This is a genomic window from Actinomadura terrae (assembly GCF_022751215.1).
Taxonomy (GTDB): domain Bacteria; phylum Actinomycetota; class Actinomycetes; order Streptosporangiales; family Streptosporangiaceae; genus Spirillospora; species Spirillospora terrae.
This window is the reverse complement of record NZ_JAICDG010000004.1, coordinates 29,728-53,712: the sequence shown is the minus strand read 5'-3', so window position 1 is coordinate 53,712 and position 23,985 is coordinate 29,728. Positions and strand designations below refer to the sequence as shown.

14 protein-coding genes and 1 pseudogene are annotated in these 23,985 nt (G+C 67.0%); 12 read left to right on the top strand and 3 right to left on the bottom strand.

The features are described from left to right. Window positions 1-120: 120 nt before the first annotated feature. Window positions 121-594 carry an SLOG cluster 4 domain-containing protein gene (locus K2F47_RS24915; protein ID WP_242907625.1) on the top strand — a complete coding sequence of 158 codons (474 nt, stop codon included), beginning with the start codon at window positions 121-123 and terminating at the stop codon, window positions 592-594. A 112-nt stretch (window positions 595-706) separates the two neighbouring features. Then, window positions 707-1,612: an NADP-dependent oxidoreductase gene (locus K2F47_RS24910; protein ID WP_242907624.1), complete on the top strand. Its 906-nt coding sequence runs from the start codon at window positions 707-709 to the stop codon at window positions 1,610-1,612. A gap of 17 nt (window positions 1,613-1,629) precedes the next feature. Here K2F47_RS24910 and K2F47_RS24905 read toward each other — a convergent pair whose 3' ends face one another. After that, complete coding sequence (locus tag K2F47_RS24905; protein ID WP_242907623.1) at window positions 1,630-2,925, bottom strand: serine hydrolase domain-containing protein; 1,296 nt, start codon at window positions 2,923-2,925, stop codon at window positions 1,630-1,632. 152 nt (window positions 2,926-3,077) lie between these two features. Further along, the gene (locus tag K2F47_RS24900; protein WP_242907622.1) at window positions 3,078-4,679 is read right to left on the bottom strand and encodes a phosphodiester glycosidase family protein; all 1,602 of its coding nucleotides are present in this window, start codon (window positions 4,677-4,679) and stop codon (window positions 3,078-3,080) included. A gap of 686 nt (window positions 4,680-5,365) precedes the next feature. On the opposite strand from K2F47_RS24900, the gene K2F47_RS24895 reads away from it, so the two are divergent. From K2F47_RS24895 to K2F47_RS24860, 8 genes and pseudogenes are all read left to right on the top strand, one after another. After that, window positions 5,366-7,873, top strand: a complete 2,508-nt coding sequence (locus K2F47_RS24895; RefSeq protein ID WP_242907621.1) for a DUF6531 domain-containing protein — start codon at window positions 5,366-5,368, stop codon at window positions 7,871-7,873. A 33-nt stretch (window positions 7,874-7,906) separates the two neighbouring features. Next, window positions 7,907-8,725, top strand: a pseudogene (locus K2F47_RS24890) (RHS repeat-associated core domain-containing protein); the annotation flags it as partial. A gap of 123 nt (window positions 8,726-8,848) precedes the next feature. Beyond that, window positions 8,849-9,016, top strand: a complete 168-nt coding sequence (locus tag K2F47_RS24885) for an aluminum activated malate transporter family protein (protein ID WP_242907619.1) — start codon at window positions 8,849-8,851, stop codon at window positions 9,014-9,016. A gap of 126 nt (window positions 9,017-9,142) precedes the next feature. Further along, a complete protein-coding gene (locus K2F47_RS24880; RefSeq protein ID WP_242907617.1) occupies window positions 9,143-9,409 on the top strand; it encodes a hypothetical protein in 267 nt (88 codons plus the stop codon). 79 nt (window positions 9,410-9,488) lie between these two features. After that, window positions 9,489-9,704 carry a hypothetical protein gene (locus K2F47_RS24875; RefSeq protein WP_242907615.1) on the top strand — a complete coding sequence of 72 codons (216 nt, stop codon included), beginning with the start codon at window positions 9,489-9,491 and terminating at the stop codon, window positions 9,702-9,704. Between the two features lie 212 nt (window positions 9,705-9,916). Continuing rightward, complete coding sequence (locus K2F47_RS24870; RefSeq protein WP_242907613.1) at window positions 9,917-10,108, top strand: hypothetical protein; 192 nt, start codon at window positions 9,917-9,919, stop codon at window positions 10,106-10,108. Window positions 10,109-10,448: 340 nt separating this feature from the next. Further along, a complete protein-coding gene (locus tag K2F47_RS24865; RefSeq protein WP_242907611.1) occupies window positions 10,449-10,808 on the top strand; it encodes a YbaB/EbfC family nucleoid-associated protein in 360 nt (119 codons plus the stop codon). 1 nt (window position 10,809) lies between these two features. Beyond that, window positions 10,810-11,043, top strand: a complete 234-nt coding sequence (locus K2F47_RS24860; RefSeq protein WP_242907609.1) for a hypothetical protein — start codon at window positions 10,810-10,812, stop codon at window positions 11,041-11,043. 933 nt (window positions 11,044-11,976) lie between these two features. Here K2F47_RS24860 and K2F47_RS24855 read toward each other — a convergent pair. Then, the gene (locus K2F47_RS24855) at window positions 11,977-12,357 is read right to left on the bottom strand and encodes a hypothetical protein (RefSeq protein ID WP_242907607.1); all 381 of its coding nucleotides are present in this window, start codon (window positions 12,355-12,357) and stop codon (window positions 11,977-11,979) included. A gap of 967 nt (window positions 12,358-13,324) precedes the next feature. Between K2F47_RS24855 and K2F47_RS24850 the strand changes: the two genes are divergently transcribed. Together K2F47_RS24850 and K2F47_RS41495 are read left to right on the top strand one after the other, a co-directional pair. Further along, window positions 13,325-16,813, top strand: coding sequence for a LamG-like jellyroll fold domain-containing protein (locus K2F47_RS24850; RefSeq protein WP_242907605.1), 3,489 nt, complete (start codon window positions 13,325-13,327; stop codon window positions 16,811-16,813). A 271-nt stretch (window positions 16,814-17,084) separates the two neighbouring features. Then, on the top strand, window positions 17,085-23,984 hold the full coding sequence (locus K2F47_RS41495) for a restriction endonuclease fold toxin-2 domain-containing protein (RefSeq protein ID WP_242907604.1): 6,900 nt from the start codon (window positions 17,085-17,087) through the stop codon (window positions 23,982-23,984). Window position 23,985: the final 1 nt, after the last annotated feature.

Sequence of the window (23,985 nt, the reverse complement as noted above, 5' to 3'; positions counted from 1 at the left end):
GAAATCGCCGGAGCGCCACTTACTATTCGCTGATCAGCACGTCTTGTGCTCCGGGAATGGCACGAGGCCGTCCGGTTGCGCGCCGCCTGGTGGGTAAGGTCGGCTTCGGGGTGAGGTCCAGTGGCGATACAGGTATCGGTGTGCGGCCCCCGCGACTGCACCGACGACGACCGCCGGCACGCCCGCGAGGTCGGACGGCTGCTCGCCGAGCGGGGCGCGGTGGTGATCTGCGGCGGCTACACCGGCGTGATGGCCGAGGTCGCCGCCGGTGCGAAGGCCGCCGGTGGGACGGTCGTCGGGGTGCTGTCGCGCGCCGACCGCGAGGGCGCCGGCCCCGATCTCACCATCGCCATCGCCACCGGAGTCGGCGAGGCCCGCAACAGCATCATCGTGAACAGCGGGGACGCGGTGATCGTCATCGGCGGCTCCTGGGGCACCCTGTCGGAACTCGCTCTCGCGAAGCGCCGGGGCGGCGTGCCCGTGGTGCAGCTCGGCGGCTGGCGGGTCGTGGGCCCCGACGGCGACCTGGTGCCGGGTGTCGACTACGCCGACACACCCGCCGAAGCGCTGGCGCAAACCGGGCTGTGGGCCTGAACGTCCGGCCACCCCACACCGTTTCACCGGACGCGGCGTCCACCACCGGGAATCCCGTCCTCAAAGGACGCGTTTCAGCGCTGGTCAGCGGCAGTTTCGCGAAGGGCTCTCCGTGCGCGCCATACAGATCGACCGGTTCGGAACACCCGACGTCCTCGGCATCGTCGAGGCACCCCGACCCGAACCGGGACCGGGAGACGTGCTGATCCGGACCATCGCGTCCAGCATCAACCCCGTCGACGACAAGACGCGGGAGGGGGCCATCGGCGAGGGGACGCCGCCGCTGCCGATGACGCTCGGCTGGGACCTGGCGGGCATCGTGGTCGAGGGCGGCGGCAGCGGCCTGCGCACCGGGGACCGGGTGATCGCGATGTCGCACCAGCTGGGTTCCGCTCGCGGCACCTGGGCCGATCTGGTCGCGCTGCCCGCGCGGGCGGTCGCCCCGGCACCGCAGGCGGTCAGCCTGAACGAGGCCGCCACCCTGCCGCTTCCCGGGCTGACGGCCTGGCAGACGCTGGACTGGCTCGCGGTGTCCGCCGGAGAGCGGCTGCTGATCGCCGGTGCCGCGGGCGCGGTCGGGGGGCTGGCGTTGCAGATCGCCCGAGCGCGAGGCGTCGAGGTCGACGCCCTGGTCTCCCGGGACGCGCAGCTCGGCTTCGCCCGTGACCACGGCGCCGGCCTCGTCACCACCGACGCGCACACTCTTCAGAACCGTCGCTATGACGCGGTCTTCGACACCTTCGGCGCCTTCGTGACCGAGGCGGTGGCCGACGGCGGCCGGTACGCGTCGATCGCCACCCAGGCCGGTCCGGTTCCGGACCTGTCCTCGCGCGGCGTCCGGACCACCGTCAACCAGGTGCGCGAGGACGGCGCGGGCCTGCGCGAACTCGCCGGGCTCGTCGACGAGGGCGTGCTGCGGCCGCGCGTGCACTCGACTTTCGGCCTGCACGAAATCGGGACCGCACACGAACGCTTCCGCCGGGGCGGCCTGGCCGGAAAGATCACCCTGGCGTTCTGAGGCGCGTCCCCGCCGTCCTAGAAGTAGCGGGACGACAGGTCGCCGGTCGGCCAGGTCCGCACGGCGTTGGCGGCCTTGTGCAGGGCCGGGTCGATGTCGCCGTAGCCGGGCGCGTCGCCCTCCTGCCGCTGGTCGAACAGGGCGGCCCAGGCCAGCCCGTCGTTGCGGCGGACGAGCAGCGTGTACGTCCCGGCGAGAGAGCCCGTGTGCCAGGTGTTCATGCCGGTGCCGCCGGTGACGGGCCGGACCATCCACCCGCAGCCGTAGTAGTAGCCGTCGCCGTTGATCCCGGTCTCCGGCTTGGCGAACGCGCGCTTGACCGACGTGGAGTTCAGGACGCTCGTGCCGCCGTCGTAAATGCCCGCGAAGCGCGTGAGGTCCAGGGCGGTGGCGAGCCAGCCGCCGTGCGCGTCCATGTTCTCCAGGTTGAACGCGCCATACGGATAGGCCACCGTCTTCCCGCTGTTGTCGAAAACGGTCGGCCCGGTGTAGCCGGAGTAGTAATGGACCTCACCGCTCGCGGCGGTGCGGGAATGCCCGAGCTTCATCCGCTTGATGGCACGCGGCGTGAGCACGGCCTGCTGGACGTAGGACGCGTAGCTCTTTCCGGTGACCTTCTCGATGATGCGTCCGAGCAGCAGGAACCCGTAGTTGGAGTACGCGTACTTCGTGCCCGGCGTGTGGTCGAGCTTGCGGCCCGACGTGTACTTCATGATGTTGGCCTGCGAGACGGGCAGGGACACGCCGAGTGCCTTGGCGATCGTCGCGTCCTGGAACATGGGGTCCGCGGAGACGGAGCTGTCCCAGCCGCCGAGGTGCTGGAGCAGGCGCAGCACCGTGACGTCCTTCAGCCGGGGATCGGCGGTCGTCGGGAGCCCGAGCAGGGGGGCCGCGCGGTCGGTGAGCTTCAGTTTGCCGTCCTGGACAAGCCGCAGCACCGCCGTCGCCGTCACCGGCTTGCTGAGGCTGGCGACACGGAACAGCGAGGTCGGCTGCGTGGTGAAGGCCGTGTCCGCGCTCCAGGTGTAGCCGCGGGCGAGCACGAGCCTGCCTTTCCGGACGACGGCGAGCTGCCCCGACGGGATGTTGCGGGCCTGCATGAAGCTCTTCATGGTCGAGTCGAAACCCGCGAGAGCCGCCGGCAGCGGACCGGTCGCCCGCCACGTCCGAGCGGCGGCCGCCCCCGCCGCCCCGGCCCGCGTCGCCTCGGCCGACCCGCCGGACCCGCAGCCCGCCAGCAGCGCCGGTGCGCCGGCCCCGAGCCCCGCCAGTGCGGCCGCCCGGCCGAAGTCCCGCCGGCTCACTGCCGTCATGCCCGCCTCCAGAAGATCAGATGTCCGAAACCTACCTTGGAGGACGCTATATCCAACCGGCCGTACCCGGCAGCGAAAACGATCATCGTGGGGGCCGTCCCACCGTGCGTCCCCCCGATGGGCCGCACGGTGGGCATTCCGCCAGGTTCCGGTTATGGGCGGACGAGGAAGACGTTGCCGAGCGAGCGCTGGCCCGTCGCGTCCGACGGGCGGTTCACGATCCCGCCGTCCTTGGTGGCGAGGACGCTGGAGCCGCCGCCGTCGAGGTTCATCGCCTCCTCGGCGCCGAGCAGCTTCATGAGCTCGCCGGTCTGGGCGATCCCGAGCCCCTCGCTGTAGCCGTCCCTGCGGCCGTCGACGACGACCAGCATGAGCCGTCCCTCCCGGTCCATACCGATCATCGAGCGCGGGTTGGCGCGCAGCGTCCAGTTGTAGGTGAACGTCTGGTCGCTGCCCTCGCGGATCAGCCCATCGGCCTGCGCGTTCACCGATACGCGCCCGTCCTGCACCAGCGTGGGCCCGACCTGGAGGATCGTGGTGCCGCGCTTCAGCGACACCCGGTGGCCCCGGCTGTCCTCGACCCGCTCGCGGATCCGGAGCCGGTCGCCCACCTTGACGTGGTCGAGCAGCCAGGCGGCGCTCTGGCCGGTCGCCTGAACGGTGGACCCCTCGGCGGGCACGGCCGCGCCGCGCGAGGTGTTCACCGCCGTCACCCTGCCCTTGGCGTCCAGGACGGCCTCGGCGCCCGCGCCCTTCGGCGGGACGCCCCACTCGGGCGTGAACCGCACCAACTCGTCGTCATCGGTGCACTTCAGGTCGTGCTGCGGCTTCTCCGTCGGCTGGTCGCCGCCCACGCCGCCGCAGTTCCAGATCTCGCCCGGCACCCGGTTGACGCCGTCGAGCTCGACGGTGGTCCGCCCCACCCGCATCGTCACGTGCGCGGTGTAGGCGTCGACGTCGGCCCTGCGTCCGTCCTTGGTGAGCTTGATGCCGGCGCGGCCCTGCGTGGCCCCGCCGATCAGCTTGCCGTCCTTGACGTACATGCCGCCTGGCGCGCTGTTGTAGAACCACTGCGCGTTGATCCCCGCCACCGCGCCCGTCGCGTCGACCAGGTCGGTCAGCTTCTCGGTGCCGTTCAGGGTCGGGCCGAAGTCGGTGCCGACCGTGCCGCGGAACCTGTCGAAGTCCACGCGGATCATGTGCACCTTCTGGGGCGCGCGCGGGTCCGTGCCGTCCTGGGCGGTGTAGCGCGTGCCGCCCGCGAAACCCGCGGCCTTGACCTTGGCGAGCGCGGCGGACGCCTCGGCGTCGGTGGCGTACCGGCCGACCCGGACCGTCCACCCGAGGGTCCCGGCGGGACGGTCGGCGAACGCGGGCGAGGACACCCGCTCCAGCCGCGGCTCGAACCCCTTGTCCCGCACCGCGTCGGCCACCCGGCGGGCGATCTCCTCCGAACCCAGTGCCGTGCCCGCCTTGTTCAGCGGCCCGTCGACCGTGGCCGGCAGGTACACGTGGACGGTCCAGTAGTCGTCGGCGTCCTTGGCCCCGAGCGACATCGTGGTCAGCGTGACTCCGCGCGCCACTGTGGTGGTCACCGGCGGGGCGCTCAGCGGAATCTTGCCACCGAAGAAGGACTCCGGCGCGGCCCGGCCCCCCTGCGGGATCGGCGCGGACTGCGCGGCCGTCGCGACCGGCGTGCCGACGGCCAGCACGGCCACGACCGCGGCCAGGGCGGAGACGGGTTTGGGACGCATGAAGAGCCTCTCTGATCAGGCAAAACAGTAACGGCGCGATCATCAAAGGCTTCGCAGCTTGCCCGAAATCAACCATCAGGCGGCAAACACGTAACACCAGGCAAACAGCACCCAACGGGGACGCCGCCCGGGAGCGTGACCGCTGCTGGGGGGCGGTTCGCCGAGGGGCGGTTCGGCGAGCGTCCGTTCTCGGCCCTCCCGACGCTGCGGCAAGCCGCTCTCGCACACCCGGTGAAGGACGGTTGCGATGGGCCAAAGGCCGTCGTCAATTCGGGCCTACACGAATCAGCGACGTTGATTGTGGAAAGGAAACTCGTCTACGACCCAGATTGCGGTGGCCGATGCGTGCGCGAACTGTTCGGCCGCCCGGGGTCGAAAAGGCGGCTGAAGTGCGGTTCTTCGCCTACGGCCAACCAAACGATCACTTTCGGTGATAGTTCGTGACGGAGAAAGGGGCTTTGCTGATCCAGTGCGATAGGCGAACATTATTTCTGTCGTTCTTCTCCGCCTCGCACAGCTTTCTTCGCTCCCCCGATAGAACGATCGCCCACCCCTTGCCCTCTCCGCCCGAGCCTTCCCTTCCCGGCCTCCTGGCGCCGTTCCGTGGCCGCAGCAATATCCCCGATCGTTCTCCTCGTCATGCCCAATTATCAATCATTTGCCCCGTAGAAAAGGAAGAGGCCTTCATGTCAAGACGCTCTTTAAGATGGGTCGCCGTTTCGACGCTCGTCGTCACCGGCCTGGGAATGCCCGTCGCCGCTCAGGCCCGGACACCCGCCGCGGCCGAGGAGTACCAGTTCCAGCATCTGTATCCCGAGCTCGGCTCGCCCAACGCCGGCTCCTCGAAGCTCGGCCCCTCGAATCGGGCGGGGGTCCGGCTGGTCAGCCCGGGCACCATCGGAGACCCTGCCAAAACGAAGATCCCCGCCCGTGCGCCGTCCGGCGCGGGTAACGCCGGGCAGCCGACGGTGAAACCTGCTGCGGCGGCGTCGGTGCCGGTGGGGATCGGCCCGGTGCGCAACGGCACGTTCCTGTCGTTCAACCTGGCCGACTACCTGCAATTGAAGGTGAACGTCGGGTCCGGCAACGCGATGGTGCGCACCACCGACATGTCGCTGCCGGGCATTGGCGGCAACGTCACTGTGGGAGCGGCCTACAACAGCCTGCTGCACGCCGCCGGTGTGGGCACCGGCGTCATCTCGGCCGGTTGGCGCACCCGGCTCGGGCAGGACGTCCGGCTGTACAAGAACAGCGACGACTCGGTCACCATGACCGGCCCGGACGGCACCTCGGGAGTGTTCACCGTCTCGGGTTCCGGTTACTCCACGCCCAAGGAGTTCAAGGGCGATCTGGTCACCCAGTCCGGCGGCGGCTGGAAATACACCGACCACGGTTCGGGCACCGAGTCGTACTTCAACGCCTCGGGGCTGCCGACCAGGCTCGAAGACCGCAACGGCAACACCACCGACTTCGGCTACACCTCCGGCGACATTTCGACGATCACCTACAAGCCCAAGGGTGAGACGAGCGGCCGGGTCATCAAGGTCGGGATGTACAACGGCGACCACATCACGTCCTACACGCAGGACAAGGCCGGTGGCGGCAGTCGCATCGCGGTCTACAGCTACGACGATTCGGGACGGCTGGCCCAGATCCAGGAACCGGCGGGCGAGGTCGCCAAGTTCGGCTACGACGCCTCGGGGAATCTGAACTCCATCACCAACGGCAAGGGCGCCATCACGCGGTTGGCCTACGACGGCGACCACCGGGTGCTGTCGGTGACCCATGTCGGGCAGTCGGCCGAGCAGGTGACCAGGCTGGCCTATGCCTCCGACACCCAGTCGCAGGTGGCCGACCCCAACACCGACCAGTCCAAGCCCGTCGCGGACGTCCCGCACACCACCTACACCCTGAACTCCAACGACCGGGTCACCAAGACCGTCGACCCGGCCGGCAAGACCCGTTCCAAGAGCTACACGCCCTTCAGCGACATCGCGTCCTACGAAAACGCCAATCAGGGGCTGACCAGCAACACCTTCGGCGCCAACGGCGGCGAGTCCCAGACGAGGTCCGCCTCCCCGACCGGCGCGTCGGCGTCGCTGACTTACGGCAACTCGCCCACCAGCCAGAACCCGACGGCCGCCTACCAGCCCTCGGCCGGATCGGACACCCAGGGGAACTCGACCACGTTCACCTACGACGGGCCCGGCAACCTGTCTTCGGCCAAGAACGCGCTCGCCGCCGAGGCCAAGGTCACCTACAACTCCGACGGCACCGCCGAGAAATCCACCGACCCGGGCAACGGCTCCAATTCCACCGCCTACGGCTACGACGGCAACCACCAGGTCACCTCGGTCACTCCGCCCACCGGCAACACCCTGAAGAAGAAGACCTTCACCTATGACGGGTACGGACGGCTGGACACCGCGACCGACGGCAACGGCAGGAAGACGTCCTACACCTACGATGACGACGACCGCGTCCTGAGCGTCGCCTATTCCGACGGCACCCCGACCGTCGCCTTCACCTACGACAAGGCCGGGAACCTCAAACTCCGCACCGATGCGTCGGGGACCACCACCTGGTCCTATACCCAGCGCAACCTGATGGCCGCCCGCCACTCCACCGGCGGCGGCGGGGAAATCGACTGGCAGTACGACCCGTCCGGCAACCTGGTCAACCAGCTCAACCAGGCGGGGACGCTGCACTACGTGCACTCCACCCGCAATCTGCTGGCCAGCATGACCGACTACTCGGGCAAGAAGTGGGAATTCGACTACGACGACGACGGCAACCGCACCCACACCTACTTCAACAAGACCTCCGACACCGCCTGGTCCATGCACACCAAGCACAGCTACGACGACTCCAGCCGCATCACCCGCATCGTCACCACCCGCGCGGGCAGCGACTCCAAGATCGTCTCGGACGTGTCGTACTGCTATTCCAAGCGCGGCACCGCGACCTCCTGCGACACCGCCAAGGCCAACGACACCGGGCTACGGCAATGGTCCAAGAACAACGTGTCGGGCACCATCAGCGACTACACCTATGACAAGGGCAACCGCCTCACCAAGGCCACCAACGCCGCCGGCCACGACCTCACCTACGAATACGACGACCGCGGCAACCGCACCACCGTCACCACCGACGGCACCCAGACCCAGTCGCTGACGTTCAACTCCGCCAATTAGGCGACCTCCTCCGGCGAGGCCTACGACGCCGCGGGCAACCTCACCGCCACCACCGGCTCAGGCGGCCTGAAGGGCGCCTACAACGGCGCCGGGCAGACCACCCAGTTCACCAAGGGCACCACCACCATTCCCTTCACCTACGCGGGCACCGACCAAGCCGAAATGGTCACCGCCAAGGGAACCACCCTCGTCTACGGGCGCACCGGCGACACCAGCGCCGGGATCATCTCCTACAGCCAGGGCAGCAGCTCGGTATGGATGATCCACGACAGCACCGGCACCCCGCTCGGCTACTCCGACGGCTCCAACCCCTACGCCTTCGGCACCGACGGCCTGGGCTCCACCACCTCCATCGTCTCCCCGTCGGGCACCCAGGCCGCCGCCTACACCTACGGCCCGTTCGGCGAGACGACCCCCGACACCGGCTGGGAAGCCGCCGTCAACCTCATCCGCTACACCGGCGGCTTCCACGAACCCAACACCGGACTGCTCAAACTCGGCCGCCGCTTCTACGACACCGGCCGAGCCCGCTTCACCCAACAGGACGCCCTCAACACCATCGGCGACCCCACCAACGCCAACCGCTACGCCTACGCCGCCGACAACCCCACCAACAACACCGACCCCACCGGTCGCTTCCCCTGGCTAAAGACACTGCAAGCCGGGGCTGCGTGCCTCGAGGGCGGCCTTGCAGCGGCTGAGGCGGTCTCCCCCTTCGCCGCAGGGATCGGAGCCGCGTCAGGCGGGATAGGTGCAGGCGCCGTGGAAGCCGGCGCCGCGGCGGTCGGGTGCGGTGTCGCCGCATACAGCTCATGGGAAATCGATATGAACGCCATCACCGGCACTCCATGACGTCGGTGTCAGCCCACGCCATCGGGGAAGAGCGGAACAATGAGGAACAAGAGCCGTAATAGCCCCCGGATGGATCACTATGGTCCCGTGCGGCTTGCTTGCACCGCTGCGTTGTTCGGAGGCATGACGCTTGTCCTGCTCTTTTTCACGGTCGGCCCCACCCTGGGGTGGACAAGGAGCGGCAACCTTCTCTCCCAAATCATCGCAGGCGTGCTCGCGCTGATCGCCGCGTGGCTCACCATCAGCCTCGTGAGGCTCATGGTGCACCGACCTGAACAAAGAACTGACTGACTGCCCATCGGCCGTCCCCACCGAGGGGACGGCCGATGGCTTACCCAACCTGGCCCGGTCCCGTCGCGCTCACGCAGCTCGCCTATGCCAGTGGCGTCCCAGCAACAACACCGAAAGGACAGAGCCATGGCCCTACGGCGCTCCGACCAGGACCTACCGGTCTTGAGTCTGATGCCCACGTATCAGTACGGCCTATTCATGGTCGGTTTCCTGCTGGCCGCCCTGGGGCTTACTCTGCTTCTCATCGCGTTCATCGCCGGATGGGTGCCGAACGGAAATCCCGTCATAGAGGTCATTGTGGCCATCGGGACGCTCAGCAGCTACTGGATGGCATACCTGGGCGTGCGGATGGTCGGCTATTCTCGCCGCCGCTCCGGCCATCCGGAACGTTGAGCCCGATCCCGAACGAGGGTAGGGACGACGCCCAGGAGAATACCGCTCCCACGCTTCATGCCCTACAAGGCGCCTCAGAGTGAAACCGACGAAAACGATGCTGTTCAAGGGTCTGCTCCCCTTCTTCGTCCTCGGCCTACTGGCGCTCGCGGACGGAGCGCTGATCCTGACCGGCGTTTATGACGAAGGCGACTGGGAGATGGCCATAGGCGGCCTACTGGTGGGCGCCTTCATAATCGGCTCGACCGGTTACATCCTTTGGAGGGTGAGAGCTTCACTGAAGCAGAAGAACTGAGCACGGGGCACGGCGGCACGTACACGAAAGTTTGGCCCGCGGTGGCTTCGTCCACCGCGGGCCATACCTCATCCGGCGCACCCGCTAGCGACCGGCGCAGTACACCGTGCCCCGCTCACCGACCTGGGCGGCAGCCCGCGTGTCGGAGGGAACGTCCGCCGCAGCTCGAGGGAGGAAACACGCTAGTGGAGAAGACGCCTCTCCCACGCTCCATGCTCTACAAGGGCGTGGCGCCGATCGTGGCCGTCGGCATTGTCTCGATCACCGAAGCAACACTGATCTGGACCGGAGTATCCGCCGGGGACTGGCCAATCGCGACGGTCTGCCTCCTGGCCGGAGTACTGGCGTTCGCGGTCACCGCCCGCATCTTCTGGGTGGTGAGACGCGCAGAAAGGAACCGCTAGCACACCCAACGAACGCAGCACGGCCCGGCGTTCGGTAAAGTGAGCCCTCTGCTCGCTGGGGAGGCCCGACACAGTGGTTTCGAGTCACGCCGGCTTTCCAGCACGACCGGTACCCGAGCCAGTCCAGCGGTTCTCCGTCTGTTGGCGCTGCGGAAGCTCTGTCCGGTTGTGGGCGATCGAATTACCCCAGCCGGATCTCAGGAGTTTGGTTCGGCGGGCGGGATGAAATCTCCACCTCCTGACCGGCGGTCTCATGAGCTCGACATACTGACCCCGCCCGACCCTCGGCGTTTAGGTCGTAACCACAATTAGCCCGAACCCGGATGGTGGTGCAGGTTGCGTGGCGGATTTTCCCTCTTCGGATCTGGAATCGATGCTGTCGGAGTCCCGCCGGATGCTGGAGCAAATGCGCGCCGGCCGGACGGACGCCGCCGGTAACGAGAACCTTCCCGCGCAGGCGGTCGGCCATGCAGCCGATGGAAAGGTGCGGGCCGTCGTCGGCACAGGTGGACGTATCGACCGGTTCGAGCTCGACCCGCGCGTGATGCGACTGGCCTCACGGGAACTGGCTGAGCAGCTGACCACTGCGGTCAACGTTGCCTTGGACCAAGTACGCGTCCAAGCCCCCGAGGCAGCACCCACAGACGCCATCGACACCGAAGCGCTCACCGCCTCGGTCAAGGACCTCCAGGACCCCTGAAGTGGAGACTGAAGTGTCGCCCAGGAATCATGTCCCGTCTTTCGTGCGCGATCTGGTGGAAGTCAGACACCTGCTGGTCGCCGAATTCCCGGGCATCACGTCGATCGGCGACCTCGTGTTCTTCGCGCAGGGGCGAAAAATGCCTCGCAAGGGCAGTTTTTCCGCAGGTGGCGAGTATTCGGTTCATGGTGTCGCCTGTTGTTCGTGCTTCCCTCCGGACATGAAGTCGACATAGACGTTCTGGACGATGGTGTGGAGACGTTCAATGCCTGGCGCGTGCTGGGCTACGCGCAGAGCCTTCGAGGTACCGAGGCCCCATCGGAGCGGGAACTGGAGGATGCCTGCGCTGAGTTGGAGAGGGAGAGAAGATCAGGGCGGTCGGCAACGGATGGTTCACGACCGGGTGACCGCTCCGCCAAGTCGGACCAGCCGCCGGTGTCCCCGACTACGGGTCGTCCAGCCCTCTCAGTGCGGCGTCCTCGAGCGTCCGGAGATCGGCTGCCCCAGGGGTGACGGGCTTGCGCCCTTGCTTTGTGTACCCCCTACTGGGTCCTTCGCAGACCGGCTCCGCCCCTCACCATTCCGTCCCACTTCAGGATCACGTGATCGCGCGTGCTGAACGACAGGTTCGACATCAGCCACGGAGCGCGCCGGACGATGGGCCCTGAGAGCTTATGCACAACCTGCGGATTAAAAGTCCGGAGCTCTCATGCCAGCGCGGTGCTCCCGGCGCCAGTCTGTACCGCTCTGGCAGCATCCAGGGCCGTCCCCGTGCCGCAAGATGTCGCCGCCTGCCGTCCCGTTTCAAACCGCTGAGCGAGCAACGAGCGAACATAGCCTGCCAGCGAGCGGGTTAGACCGGCCTAACGGTCGTCGAGAACAGCCCCGCCGTGGCCGCCGACAAGGCCCGCGTCGTGCCACCGATGCCGGGCGGGTCCGCGGCCACCGTTGGAGTCGCGTGGGATCTTCCCTACGAGAACCTCGACTTGCTGTAGCAGCACGTCGGCCTGCGCAGAGACGCGCCCCCGGGCGGTCAAGGAGGTCGAACTGCGCGAAGTGACGCGAACCCCTGCCTGGTCGGTCGGCCGCGCCCGCGTCGCTGGGGCGCCAGGCCCAGACCTTCCTCAGCATCGGCTGACCCGCCGCCGGACCCAGAGTGCGGGAGGACTCACTCGCCGACGAATGTCTGGTCGAGCAACTCCTTCGCCAGTTCCTTGGCCAGCCCAGCCAGCGCCTCGCCGTTCCCGCCCGGGCCGAACGCGGCCCCGGGAGCGAGCCTGGCGGCCAGTTCCTCCAGAAGCCTGGCGATGATCATTGCACGCAACTCCGTGATGACCACGTTGCTGGACGGCTCATCGGGCAGTCGCTCATCCAGGCCGCGGTCACCGCCAAGCTGTCGGCCCAGATCCGCCGCCCGTTGTGAAAGCGATATCGGCACCGCCTGATCGCCCGTAAATCGACTGGCCGAGAGTACGTGATCAAACGGATCAATCGTTGCCGGTCCGGTGGACAATTCTCGGGGTGCCTCACCGCTGACCAGGAAACGCAAGTTTCGGAGCGCGGCATCGGCCTGTGTCTACCGGTTCTCCGCGTCCGGCAAGGCGTCCAGGACACGGATCGCGCCCTCCCGCAGTCGCGCGTACTTGGCCTGCGCCACCTCGTTCTGCGACATCACCCCCTGCCTTTCGTGGGCGGTTCCTATGCCCATTCATGTAATCGAACTTCGTGTCGAAGGCCATACCTCGCGCCGCTGGCCAATACCCTTATCGCTGGGTAGGTATTTTTCTATATGATGCCGTAGTGAGCGGGCCCGATGCGATCCTGGCCATCCTCCGAGCTGGCAGAAGCTTTATCCGGCCGCCGCACCACCGCCGTAGCCTCCAGCAAGTGCATGCTCAAGCCACTTAGGGGAGCCGTAAGACTCCACCGTCACGCACATCGAAGGCCATTATCTAATTGGTGGGCTCAATGTGGGCGAGTGTAACGAGCGTTCACCGGCCTGTACCATTTGACTGGCGTGATAATGACTGACTCAAAGTGATCCAGCACCATCTTGACGTGATCGACGATTACTTGCTCCCCTGGCCTCACGTTCACCACCACACTCGCCATTGCCGACTCATTCCGGTGAAAGCGCTTTTATGATCTTCGCCTGCTGTGATGTTTTGTCGTGAGTGATGTCCGGTGTGACGGCGGCGCTCGCCTGGCCTGGGCATCGCTAACGATGCCTGGTGCTCGGAAGGCTGGGTTCCCGTGCTGGAAGAGAATTTTTGTGATCTACATCACATTGATGCGTCGGTGGGGATGGGGTGGCGGAGGAGCTGTACCGGTTGACATGGGAATCTCAACTGTCAGTGACTGTAGTTACACGGATCCTGACCCTGTTGACGGCTGATGTTCGGCAACGGAATATCAGCCTGCGCTCCTTGATCGTTGTGGGGAGGCCGTTCCGGGTGCGGCGGACGCGCTTGATCGGTCGATGGAGGTACGGCGTGCGTCGTGGGGCTGCGTGGACGGTGCCTCTGCTGGTTGCTTCGACGTTGGTGATCGTGCCCCCCGTCGACCAGGGCAAGGCGAGGGCTGACAAGACTTCGACGGCTTCGACCGAAGCGAGGGCGCTGGCGGCTGCGCGCAAGTCGGATCAGCGCGTTGAAGTGCTGGACCGGCGTAGTGAGACCGAGCAACTTTTCGCCGAGCCGGACGGGTCGCTCACCTTTGAATCGACTCTGCTGCCCAGGCGGGTGCACAGGTCGGATGGTTCATGGGCGGCCGTGGACGACACCTTGGAGCGCAAGTCCGATGGGACGGTCGGGCCGGTGTCGAGCACGTTGAACGTCCGGCTGTCGGGGGGCGGGGACAGCGCGCTGGCGAAGATTACCGATGCGGGGCGGTCGCTGGCGTTCAACTGGTCGTCCAAGCTTCCAAAACCGACCTTGGACGGGAGCACCGCGATCTATCCGAATGTTCTCTCCGATGTCGATCTGAGGATGACCGCCTCGGAGTTGGGCTGGTCTGAGGTCCTGGTGGTCAAGACGGCCGAGGCCGCCGCCAACCCAGATCTTGCGAGGCTGACGTTCGGTCTGGATGCCGAGGGGGTGACCGCGCGTAAGAACGATTCAGGTGGGTTTGACGCGGTGACCGCAGGCGGAGTTCGAGTGTTCCACTCCTCGCCACCGATGATGTGGGATTCCTCGGGGAAGGGGGCCGCGGTCGTCCCCGACGCGAACGGCGGTGTGTTGGCGGCGGCGCCCAAGTTGGGGGCGCGGCGATCCCGTGTCGGATTGGACGTCACTTCGACGCAGGTGTCGGTGGTGCCGGATCCTGCCATGCTCACCAGTGGCTCGGTGAAGTTCCCGCTCTACATAGACCCGGACGTCGTACCCGAGTTCGCGGGCAAGAAGCTGGCCTGGACCTACGTCGACCGGGCCTACCCTTCGACCAAGTACTGGAACTCGACGCACCAGCCGGAAGCGGGGAACTACGGGTCGGGTCTCAAACGGTCCTTCTTCCGGATGGCGTCGGCATTCGGAAGCGGCACCAACGTGATCGACGCCGCGTTCTATATCACCCAGAACAAGTCCTGGGGGTGCACCAGCAACCCGCAAGCCGTCGACCTCTACCTGACCGGTGCGATCTCGTCGTCTACGAGTTGGAACAACCAGCCGTCGTGGAGCCAGAAGCTGGGGTCCATCCACTCGGATGGCGGCTACAACTCCTCCTGTCCGGACGCGGGCTTGAAGTTCGACGTCAAGTCTCTGATGGCGCGCACGAAAGGTGGCTGGTCCAACACGACCTTCGGACTGCGCGACTACGACGACACCAACAGCAGCGAGTGGGGATGGAAGGGCTTTGTCAACGATCCCAAGCTCGTTGTCCACTACAACCATCCGCCGGCTGTGCCCACCGGCTATGCGACCACCCCGGGGACGCGTTGCGTGACCGGTGATGGGCGTCCGACGGCCAATGCGGACGGCTCCACGGCGTCGCCGATGTACCTGAACGCCACCGTGTACGACCCTGACAAGTCCGCTGATCCGGTGCGGGCGGAGTTCACCTTCCACCATTACAACAAGAGCACGGCCGTCTGGGACGACATCACTTCGCAGTTGCCCAATGGCGGCAAGACCGCGATGACGTCGCTCAGCAAGCCCACGCCGTTGAACATCAGGTTGCCGGGGATGACCAACGGCGATGCCTATTCATGGCGCGTCCGGGCCTACGACGGGACCAACGCCAGCGGCTACACGCCGTGGTGCGAATTTTCCGTCGATACGTTCGATCCGCAGCTGGCGCCGCAGGTCTCGTCCGTGCTGTATCCGGACGATCAGCCTACGAGCACTGACGACTATCACGGCGGTGTGGGGGTTCCTGGCGAGTTCGTCTTTGCGCCGGGTACGGGAGAGACGGACGTGGCCGGCTACAAGTGGGCGCTGAACGACACCTGTAGTGTGGCCCAGTCAGCACCGACCGTTTCCGCGCCGGGGCCAGGGCAGCCGCTGAGAGCGCAGATCGCGCCGAATCGAGACTGGGACAACTTCCTCAGTGTTCTCCCCGTGGACACCGCTGGGAATGTTGGAACCAAGTGCACGACCTACACCTTCAAGGTGAAACAGGGAGCGGCATCCCTGGCGCGATGGCGCCTGGACGAGACCAGCGGGACGACCGCCGCGGACTCGTCCGACGGCGCCGCGCACCCGGCGACACTAAGCGGCGGCACCACCTGGACATACGGCGGGCGCTTGGGCAGGGCAGTGCTCCTGGATGGCACCAGCGGTATCGCGACGGCGACCGGTTCCCCTGTTCACACCGACAAGGCGTTCACCGTGTCGGGATGGGCGCGGATGACCAGCAACACGCACAATGCGACGCTCGTGAGCCAGCAGGGCACCACCACAAGCGCCTTCGTCCTCTACTATTCCAGCGGGGCCAAGCGCTGGCGGTTCAACATGCAGCAGACCGACGGCATGAATCCGGTAATAGACTATGCCGAGTCCGATGCCGACGCGCTGCTGAACTCGTGGACCCACCTGGTGGGGGTCTATGACCCGACCCATCAGCAGCTTCGCTTGTACGTTAACGGAATTCTGCAGTCCAAGACCGGTGTCCACACCAAGCTTTGGGACGCGACGGGCAACACCGTGATCGGACGCGAGCTCTACCAGGGCGTCCAGCAGAACTACTTCCCCGGCGAAGTGGACGATATCCAGATCTGGGACCGGATCCTCTCGGACTCCCCGGGCAGCGTCATCGACCCCTTTTTGGGCAATGAGGTCGCCGCTATCACCAAGCAGCCTCCATCCCCGCGCGGATACTGGGCGCTGAACGAAGCGGCCGGAACGGCCTCCGCGGACGGTTCGGGCTTCGCTCACCCGCTGGCCCTGGGTTCTACCACCACGTGGGGAACGGACGGTTTCGACGGCTCGTCGGCGCTCTCGTTCAACGGGCAGGCGACATCCACCGCGATGACGGACCATCCAATCGTGCGGTCGGACGGCAGCTATGCGGTCTCGGCCTGGGTGAAGCTGCCCGGCACGGCCGACTCCTGCACGTTGCCGGATCACGCGACCACGGCCGTGGCGCAGATGGGCAACCGGCTGAGCGGATATTACCTGGGTTATCGCACCTATACCGAGAACGGTGCGACGGTGGGGCGATGGGCCTTCACCGCGCCGTCCCTCGACCAGGACACCGGCGCGGTGTGGGCGAGCGCGATCTCGGCCGAACCCGTCGACTGTGAGGGTGCGGCGGGTGCCTTCACCCATCTCGTCGGCGTCTACGATCGCCCGGCACGAGAGATGCGCCTTTATGTGAACGGGCAGCTGACCGACACTGCGCCCTTCACCCCCGCGTGGAATTCCGGGGGCGCGCTACGTATCGGCTCGGCCTGGTACAGGGCAGCTGCAACCGATTTCTGGTCCGGTGAGATCGACGATGTGCGGATCTACATCGGCACGCTCACCGACAGCCAGGTGGTCTCGCTCTTCTTCGGCAGTCCCCCGACCTAGCCGTCCGGAGCGGGGACGGCTGTGACCGCGGCCGCCCGGCGCTACTTCGCACTTGCTCATTCCTCGCACGCGCTGGGCGTCGTGCCGGTGATGGAGGTCTGCCGTGTTGTGGTCCGGATGGGGATTGACGCGGATGCGTCGCCGGGTCGTTCTGTTCTCCTGGCTGGCCATCGCAACGGCCATCACACTGGGAACCAGCCTGATGGCCCCCGGGCGGGTGGAAGCCGCGGAGTTCGGGTGGAAGCCTCCCAAGCCACAGTCACAGAAGTCGGTGCCCGGAAGCCGGTGGAAACCCCGGCCGCGCAAGCCCGCCCCGTCCGAGAACAGCGCCCGGCGTTCGGCGCCCAAGGTCACCTGGCCCCAGGCGACGTCGGAGACCGTGGACCTGCGTGCCGCGATCTCCAGCGGGAACAACTCGGCCTCCTCCTCGGCCAGGCAGGCGGCTCCAGGACGCGACGGCGGCGCACGGGCCGGCAAGCTGCCGATCTGGCTCAACGTGCCGAAGGCGGCCACGGCCAAACCCAAGGGCGCCGTGCCCGGTTCCGGGCAGCCGACCCCGCGGCAGGTCCGCGTCCAGGTACTCGACCAGTCCGCCTCGCAGCAGATGAACGTGCGGGGCCTGGGGTTGGCCCTGACGAACCTCGACCCTGCGGCCGCCAAGGGCGGCGCGGTGTCGGTGCGGCTCGACTACCAGGGTTTCGCGTCTGCCTATGGCGGTGACTGGGCGTCGCGCCTGCGGCTGGTCGCGTTGCCGGCGTGCGCCGCGACGACCCCGCAGCGCCCGGAATGCCAGGTGCAGAAGCCCTTGAAGACCACCAACGACATCAAGTCCGGGACGCTGTCCGCCGATGTTCTGCTGCCGGCCACGTCCGCGACCGGGCAGGCGGTGCCGCGTTCCGCGCCGTCCAGCGTCACGCCGCTGACCCTGGCGGCGACCGCCGGCCCGTCCGGCCCGTCCGGCGACTACAAGGCCACGTCTCTCTCACCCTCCTCGACCTGGGATGTCTCCACGCAGACCGGTTCGTTCGGGTGGGACTATCCGATGCGCGCCCCGCCGGTCCCCGGCGGGCCCACCCCGACGCTGAAGCTGGCCTACTCGTCCGGCGGCGTTGACGGACGGACGTCCAGCACGAACAACCAGGCGTCCTGGGTCGGTGAGGGCTTCGACTACTGGCCCGGTTACATCGAACGCCGGTACCGTTCCTGCGCCGACGACGGTGTCAGGCCCAAACGGGCCGACAACTGCTGGCGTTATGACAACGCCATCCTGACGCTGAATGGTAATGCGACCGAACTCATTCGCGACGACGAGAAGGGTTTCTGGAAACCCAAGCGCGACGACGGAATGAAGGTCGAGAAGCTCACCGGGGGCACCAACGGTGACGACAACGGCGAGCACTGGAAGGTCACGGCGCCCGACGGCGTCCAGTACTTCTTCGGTCTCAACCACCTTCCCGGGTGGGAGAAGGGGAAGGCGGAGACGAACTCCGCCTGGACGGTCCCGGTTTACGGCAACGACCCCGATGAACCGTGCAACAAGGACAGCGGGTTCGATGCTTCGTGGTGCCAGCAGGCATGGCGGTGGAACCTGGACTACGTCGTCGATCCGCACGGCACGGCATCGACGTTCTGGTACGGCAAGGAGACCAACTACTACCAGCGCAACACCACCACGCTGACCGACGGCGTGCCCAACGGCACGCCGACCGAGTACGTGCGCGGCGGCTACCTGAAGAAGATCGGTTACGGGCAGCGCGGCGATCTGTTCGTCCAGGCTCCCGCGCAGGTGGTCTTCGCCAACGTCGAGCGGTGCCTGCCCGACGCGTCCTTCGACTGCGCCGAGAACAAGCTGAACGCCGCCGGCGCCGCGCACTGGCCGGACGTGCCCTTCGACCAGAACTGCGCGTCCGGGACGACCTGCACTGGAAATTATGCGCCCACTTTCTGGACGCGCAAGATGCTCGGCGGAATCACCACTCAGGTTCTGTCGGGAACGACCACCAAGAACGCCGACAACTGGAAGTTCGAGCACACGTTCGTGCCCACCGACTACGGCAGGGCCGACACGCTCTGGCTGGATTCCGTCCAGCACACCGGCATGAACGGCGGAACAGAGGCCATGCCGGCCGTGCGCTTCGGCCCCATCAAGCTCGACAACCGGGTCGACTCCAGCTCCTATCCGCCGATGGCCAAGTTGCGGCTCGCGACGATCGACAACGAGACCGGCGGCTCCCACTCGATCAGCTATTCCGACAAGGACTGCACACCGGCCGACTATCCGTCGATCGGCAGCAACCACAAACGCTGCTTCCCGCAGTACTGGACGCCCGAGGGCGGTGACACGCCGCAACGGGACTGGTTCCACAAGTACGTGGTGACCGCGGTGACCGCCTACGACCGTGTCGGCGGCGGCCTGCCCGAAGTGACCACCTACTCCTACAAGAACGCGGCCTGGCATCACGACGATGACGACGGCCTGTCCCCGGAGAAGTACAAGACCTGGTCGCAGTGGCGTGGCTTCGGCGAGGCCATCGTGACCCATGGCGACGTCGCCGAACAGCGTTCGCAGACCAAGTACCTGTACTTCCAGGGCATGGACGGCGACGAGCAGCCAGACGGGTCGACCCGCGCGGCGAAGGTCACCGACTCCGAGGGTCACGACGTCACCGACGCCGAGCCGCTGGCCGGCCAGGAGCGCGAGGAAATCCACTACAACGGTCCGGGCAGCAACGAGGTCACCGCCACGATCACCGACGTGTCGGTCCACCAGACCGCCAAGCGCGTCCGCCCGTGGGGGACGACCACCGCCGACCGGGTCTACCAGGACAAGATCCGGACCCGCCGGGCGCTGGGGGGCGGCGGGTACCGGCGTACCGAGATCGGCAACACCTACGACGACTACGGGATGATCAGCCTGGTCGACGACCGGGGCGACACCTCCACCACCGCCGACGACCGGTGCACCCGGACCACCTACGCCCGCGATGACGACAAGTGGCTCGTCTCCTTCGCCTCCCGCGAGGAGACCGTCGCCAAGGGGTGCGGGGCGTCCACCTCCCGTCCCGACGACGTGATCACCGACACCCGGAAGTTCTACGACGGGCAGTCCTGGAACGTGGCGCCGACCAAGGGCGACGTCACCAAGACCGACAAGCTCGACGGCTTCCAGGACGGGAGCCCGCGCTACGTCACCGTCGGCACCAACCCGTCCCCGGACCCCTACGGGCGGCCCACCACCGTCTACGACCAGGCCGGTCGCAAGACCGTCAACGCCTACACGCCGGCGACCGGGGTCGTTACCGCGGCCACGGTCACCGACCCGGCGAACTTCGTCACCAGGACCGAGATCGATCCCGCGTCCGGCCTCAGCACCGCCACCGTGGACGAGAACAACAAGCGCACCAGCCTGGCCTACGATCCGCTCGGCAGGCTGACGAGCGTATGGCTGCCCGGACGAGCCACGACCGCGACTCCGAGCCTCAAGTTCGGCTACGCGGTCAGCGTCAATGCCCCCACCGTCGTCTCGACGTCCACCTTGCGCGCTGAGGGCGCCTACACCACCGGGTACGCGCTGTACGACGGGCATCTACGCCCCCGGCAGACCCAGGAGCCGGCGCCCGGCGGTGGCCGCCTGATCAGCGACACCGTCTACGACACCCGCGGCCTGGTCGCCAAGACCAACAACAGCTACTACAACGCGAGCGCGCCGGGCGGGACCCTGTTCGTCCCGGCCAGCGACGACGACATCCCTTCGCAGACGGTCAACCAGTACGACGGCATGGAGTGGAGAACCGCCGAGATCTTCCGTGTCGGCGGAAACGAGAAGTGGCGCACGGGCACCGTCTATGGCGGCGACCGCATTACGGTCACGCCGCCGCAGGGCGGCACCAAGACCACCACGCTCGTGGACGCGCGCGGCCAGAAGACCGAGGTCGACCAGTACAAGGACGCGACCCACTTCGACGCGACCAGGTACACCTACGCTCCCGACGGCCAGCCCGCCACGATCACCGACGCCGCCGGCAGCACCTGGACCTACCACTACGACCAGCGCGGCCGTCCCACGTCGATCGACGACCCGGACCGGGGTACCACCAGCCTCGTCTACGACGACGGCACCGACCTGGTCAAGACGGTCACCGACGCCAGGAACCAGAGCGTGACGTACACGCACGACGTCCTCGGCCGCAAGACCGGCGAATACTCAGGAATCGGCACCAGCGGTACAAAGCTGGCCGAGTGGACCTACGACACCCTCACCGACGGCACCTCGGTCAAGGGCAAGCCCGCCTCGTCCACCCGCTGGGTCAACGGGCAGGCCTACAAGAACGAGGTCCTGGGCTATGACGACGCGTACCGCACCCTCAGCTCCAAGGTCACCATCCCCACGTCCGAGACGGGGCTGGGCGGCACCTACAAGACGACGAACACCTACAACCTGGACGGAACGCCCCATCAGTCCGTCCTGCCCGCGGGGGGCCAGATCGGCTCGGGCGGACTTCCGTCCGAGACGCTCCTCTACGGCTACGACGAGCTCGGCAACCCCACCACCCTGCACGGCCTGACCTGGTACGTCACCAACACCAGCTACTCCAAGCTCGGCCAGAAGCTCCAGCAGACCTACTCCACCGGCGGCAAACGCGTCCAGGAGACCAACTACTACGAGCAGGGCACCAACCGCCTCACCCGCACCACCACCCAGCGCGAGGTCTCACCCACTCCCGTCGGCGACCTCAACTACACCTATAACGACATCGGCGACGTCAAGCGCGTCGCCGACACCCCGACAGGCCAGACACCCGACGTCCAGTGCTTCGCCCACGACCACCTGCAACGCCTCACCGACGCCTGGACGCCCTCCACCGACGACTGCGGGACCACGCCCACCGCGTCCAACGCCAACTCCCTGCTCGGCGGCGCGCAACCGTACTGGCAGTCGTTCGGCTACGACCTGGTCGGCAACCGCACAAGCGAGACCAACCACGACATCACGGGCGACACCACCAAGGACATCAACAAGACCTTCAACTACCCGGGCGCCGGCCACTCCCAGCCGCACACCCTGACCTCGGTCTCCTTCCAGGGCGGCCCGCGCAACGGCCAGACGGACGCCTACGGCTACGACGCCGACGGCAACACCACCACGCGCCCCGGCGCCACCGCCGGCCAGACGCTCAGCTGGGACGTCGAAGGACACCTGTCCAAGATCACCGAAGGCGGGACCGACACCACCTTCCTCTACGACGCCGACGGCAACCAGCTCATCCGCCGTGACCCCGACGGCAGCGCCACCCTCGCCGTCGCCGGGATGGAGGTGCGCTATACCCAGTCGACCGGCAAGACCAGCGCCACCCGGTACTACAACCTCGGCGACGACCCAGTCGCGTCCCGCACGACCGCCGGCCTGACCTGGCTGCGCAGCGACCCCCACGGTTCGTCCGACATCTCCATCGCCGAGTCCACCCAGGACGTCACCCACCGCCGATTCACCCCGTTCGGGCAAGCCCGCGGGACCATCCCGACGAACTGGCAGGGCGAGCGCGGCTTCGTCGGCGGCACCGTCAACGGCAACACCGGCCTGACGACCCTCGGCGCCCGCAAGTACGACTCGGATACGGGCCGGTTCATCTCCGTCGACCCCGTCTTCGACGGCTCCAACCCCCAGTCCTGGAACGGCTACGCCTACGCGGGCAACAACCCGGTCACCAACTCTGACCCCAGCGGCCTGATGTTCGACTCCCCCGGCTGCGGCTGGAGCTGCGGTGAAGGGGTCGGCGGAGGAGGCGGCGGTGGGGGCGGTGGTGGTGGCGGTGGTGGCGGCGCCCCGCCGGTGACCAGCCCGCCCGCCCCAGCTCCCCAGCACTGCGGCCGATGGGACTTCGGCTGCAAGGCCAAAAACCTCTGGAATGAGCACAAGGCCGTCATCGTCACGGTCACCGTCGCCGTCGTGGTCACCACAGGCTGCGAGGTCGTGACCAGCGGATTCGGCAGCGTCGGCTGCGCCATCGCCGGTGGCGCCGCGGGCAACCTGGCCGGCTACGCGGTCTCCAACAAACCCGACAAATGGTCCGCGGGCGGAGCCGCCAAACAGGCCCTCATCGGCGGCGTCGGGGGCGCCGTGGGCTGGGGAATAGGCAGAGGCGCCGGCGCCCTACTGGGCAAACTCGCCGGCACGGCCGCCGGACGGGTCGTCGGCGGCGCCGTAGGCAAGGCGGCGGGCAGCGCCAAGGCAGCTCTCGGCCGTAGCGCGAGCGGTGCCGCGGGCCGCGCCGCGTCGAAGGTGGGACTGAGACGCGGCGCCCAAAGCGCCGGGCGCTGCCTCAACAGTTTTCCCGCGGGCACCATGGTCCTGCTCGCCAACGGCTCGTCCAAGCCGATCGAGAAGGTCAAGGTCGGCGACAAGGTCACCTCCACCGACCCCAAGACGGGCAAGACCACGACCAAGACGGTCCTCGCCGCGTTCGGCGGCACCAACTACACCGGCCTCTTCCAGATCACCGTGGCCAGCGGCAAGCACCGCAAGGCCGGTGTCATCCTCGCCACCGAACATCACCGCTTCTGGGACGCCGGACACAACACCTGGATCCGTGTCGACCACCTCAAGCCCGGCACCAAACTCCGCACTCCCTCCGGTGAAACCCGCCAGGTCACCCACACCACCCAGCTGGCGACGCACCCCTACGTCCACGACCTCACCATCGCCGACACCCACACCTACTACGTACTGGCCGGCGACACCTCGGTTCTAGTCCACAACTGCGGAATGGGTCCGCTTCTTCCGGGAGTGGAAAAGACACGGCCTGCGGTAGGAAGTGGTCCAAGCCATGGGTATCAAGTGGCGCATACGGGCCCGTGCGAACAACTCTGTGTCGGAGGCGGGTCCCAGGTTTGGGCGGACGGGATCGAAGGAACCACGACACTTCTCGACGCGAAGTACGTAGGCAATCCCGGGCGGAGTCCGTTCGTGCCTGGGTCTGGAATCCCGGATAAGATCAGAGGCTTTATCAACACAAAAACCGAAAGCGAATTCAGTAGATATGCTGATGTGATCGGTGATTCATCAAATCCCTTCACCAATCTGCGGGTGATCACGAACGAGTCTGGGGCTGTACCGTACTTCGAGGGCCTCATGGCCAGGTACGGTATCCCTGGCCAAGTGGTCGTAGGGTAGG

Excerpts from the sequence above, each read along its gene's own strand:
- K2F47_RS24900 (WP_242907622.1), bottom strand. The coding sequence starts at position 4,679 with ATGCGTCCCAAACCCGTCTCCGCCCTGGCCGCGGTCGTGGCCGTGCTG.
- K2F47_RS24895 (WP_242907621.1), top strand. The coding sequence starts at position 5,366 with ATGTCAAGACGCTCTTTAAGATGGGTCGCCGTTTCGACGCTCGTCGTC.
- K2F47_RS24870 (WP_242907613.1), top strand. The coding sequence starts at position 9,917 with ATGCTCTACAAGGGCGTGGCGCCGATCGTGGCCGTCGGCATTGTCTCG.
- K2F47_RS24885 (WP_242907619.1), top strand. The coding sequence starts at position 8,849 with ATGACGCTTGTCCTGCTCTTTTTCACGGTCGGCCCCACCCTGGGGTGG.
- K2F47_RS24905 (WP_242907623.1), bottom strand. The coding sequence starts at position 2,925 with ATGACGGCAGTGAGCCGGCGGGACTTCGGCCGGGCGGCCGCACTGGCG.
- K2F47_RS24880 (WP_242907617.1), top strand. The coding sequence starts at position 9,143 with ATGGCCCTACGGCGCTCCGACCAGGACCTACCGGTCTTGAGTCTGATG.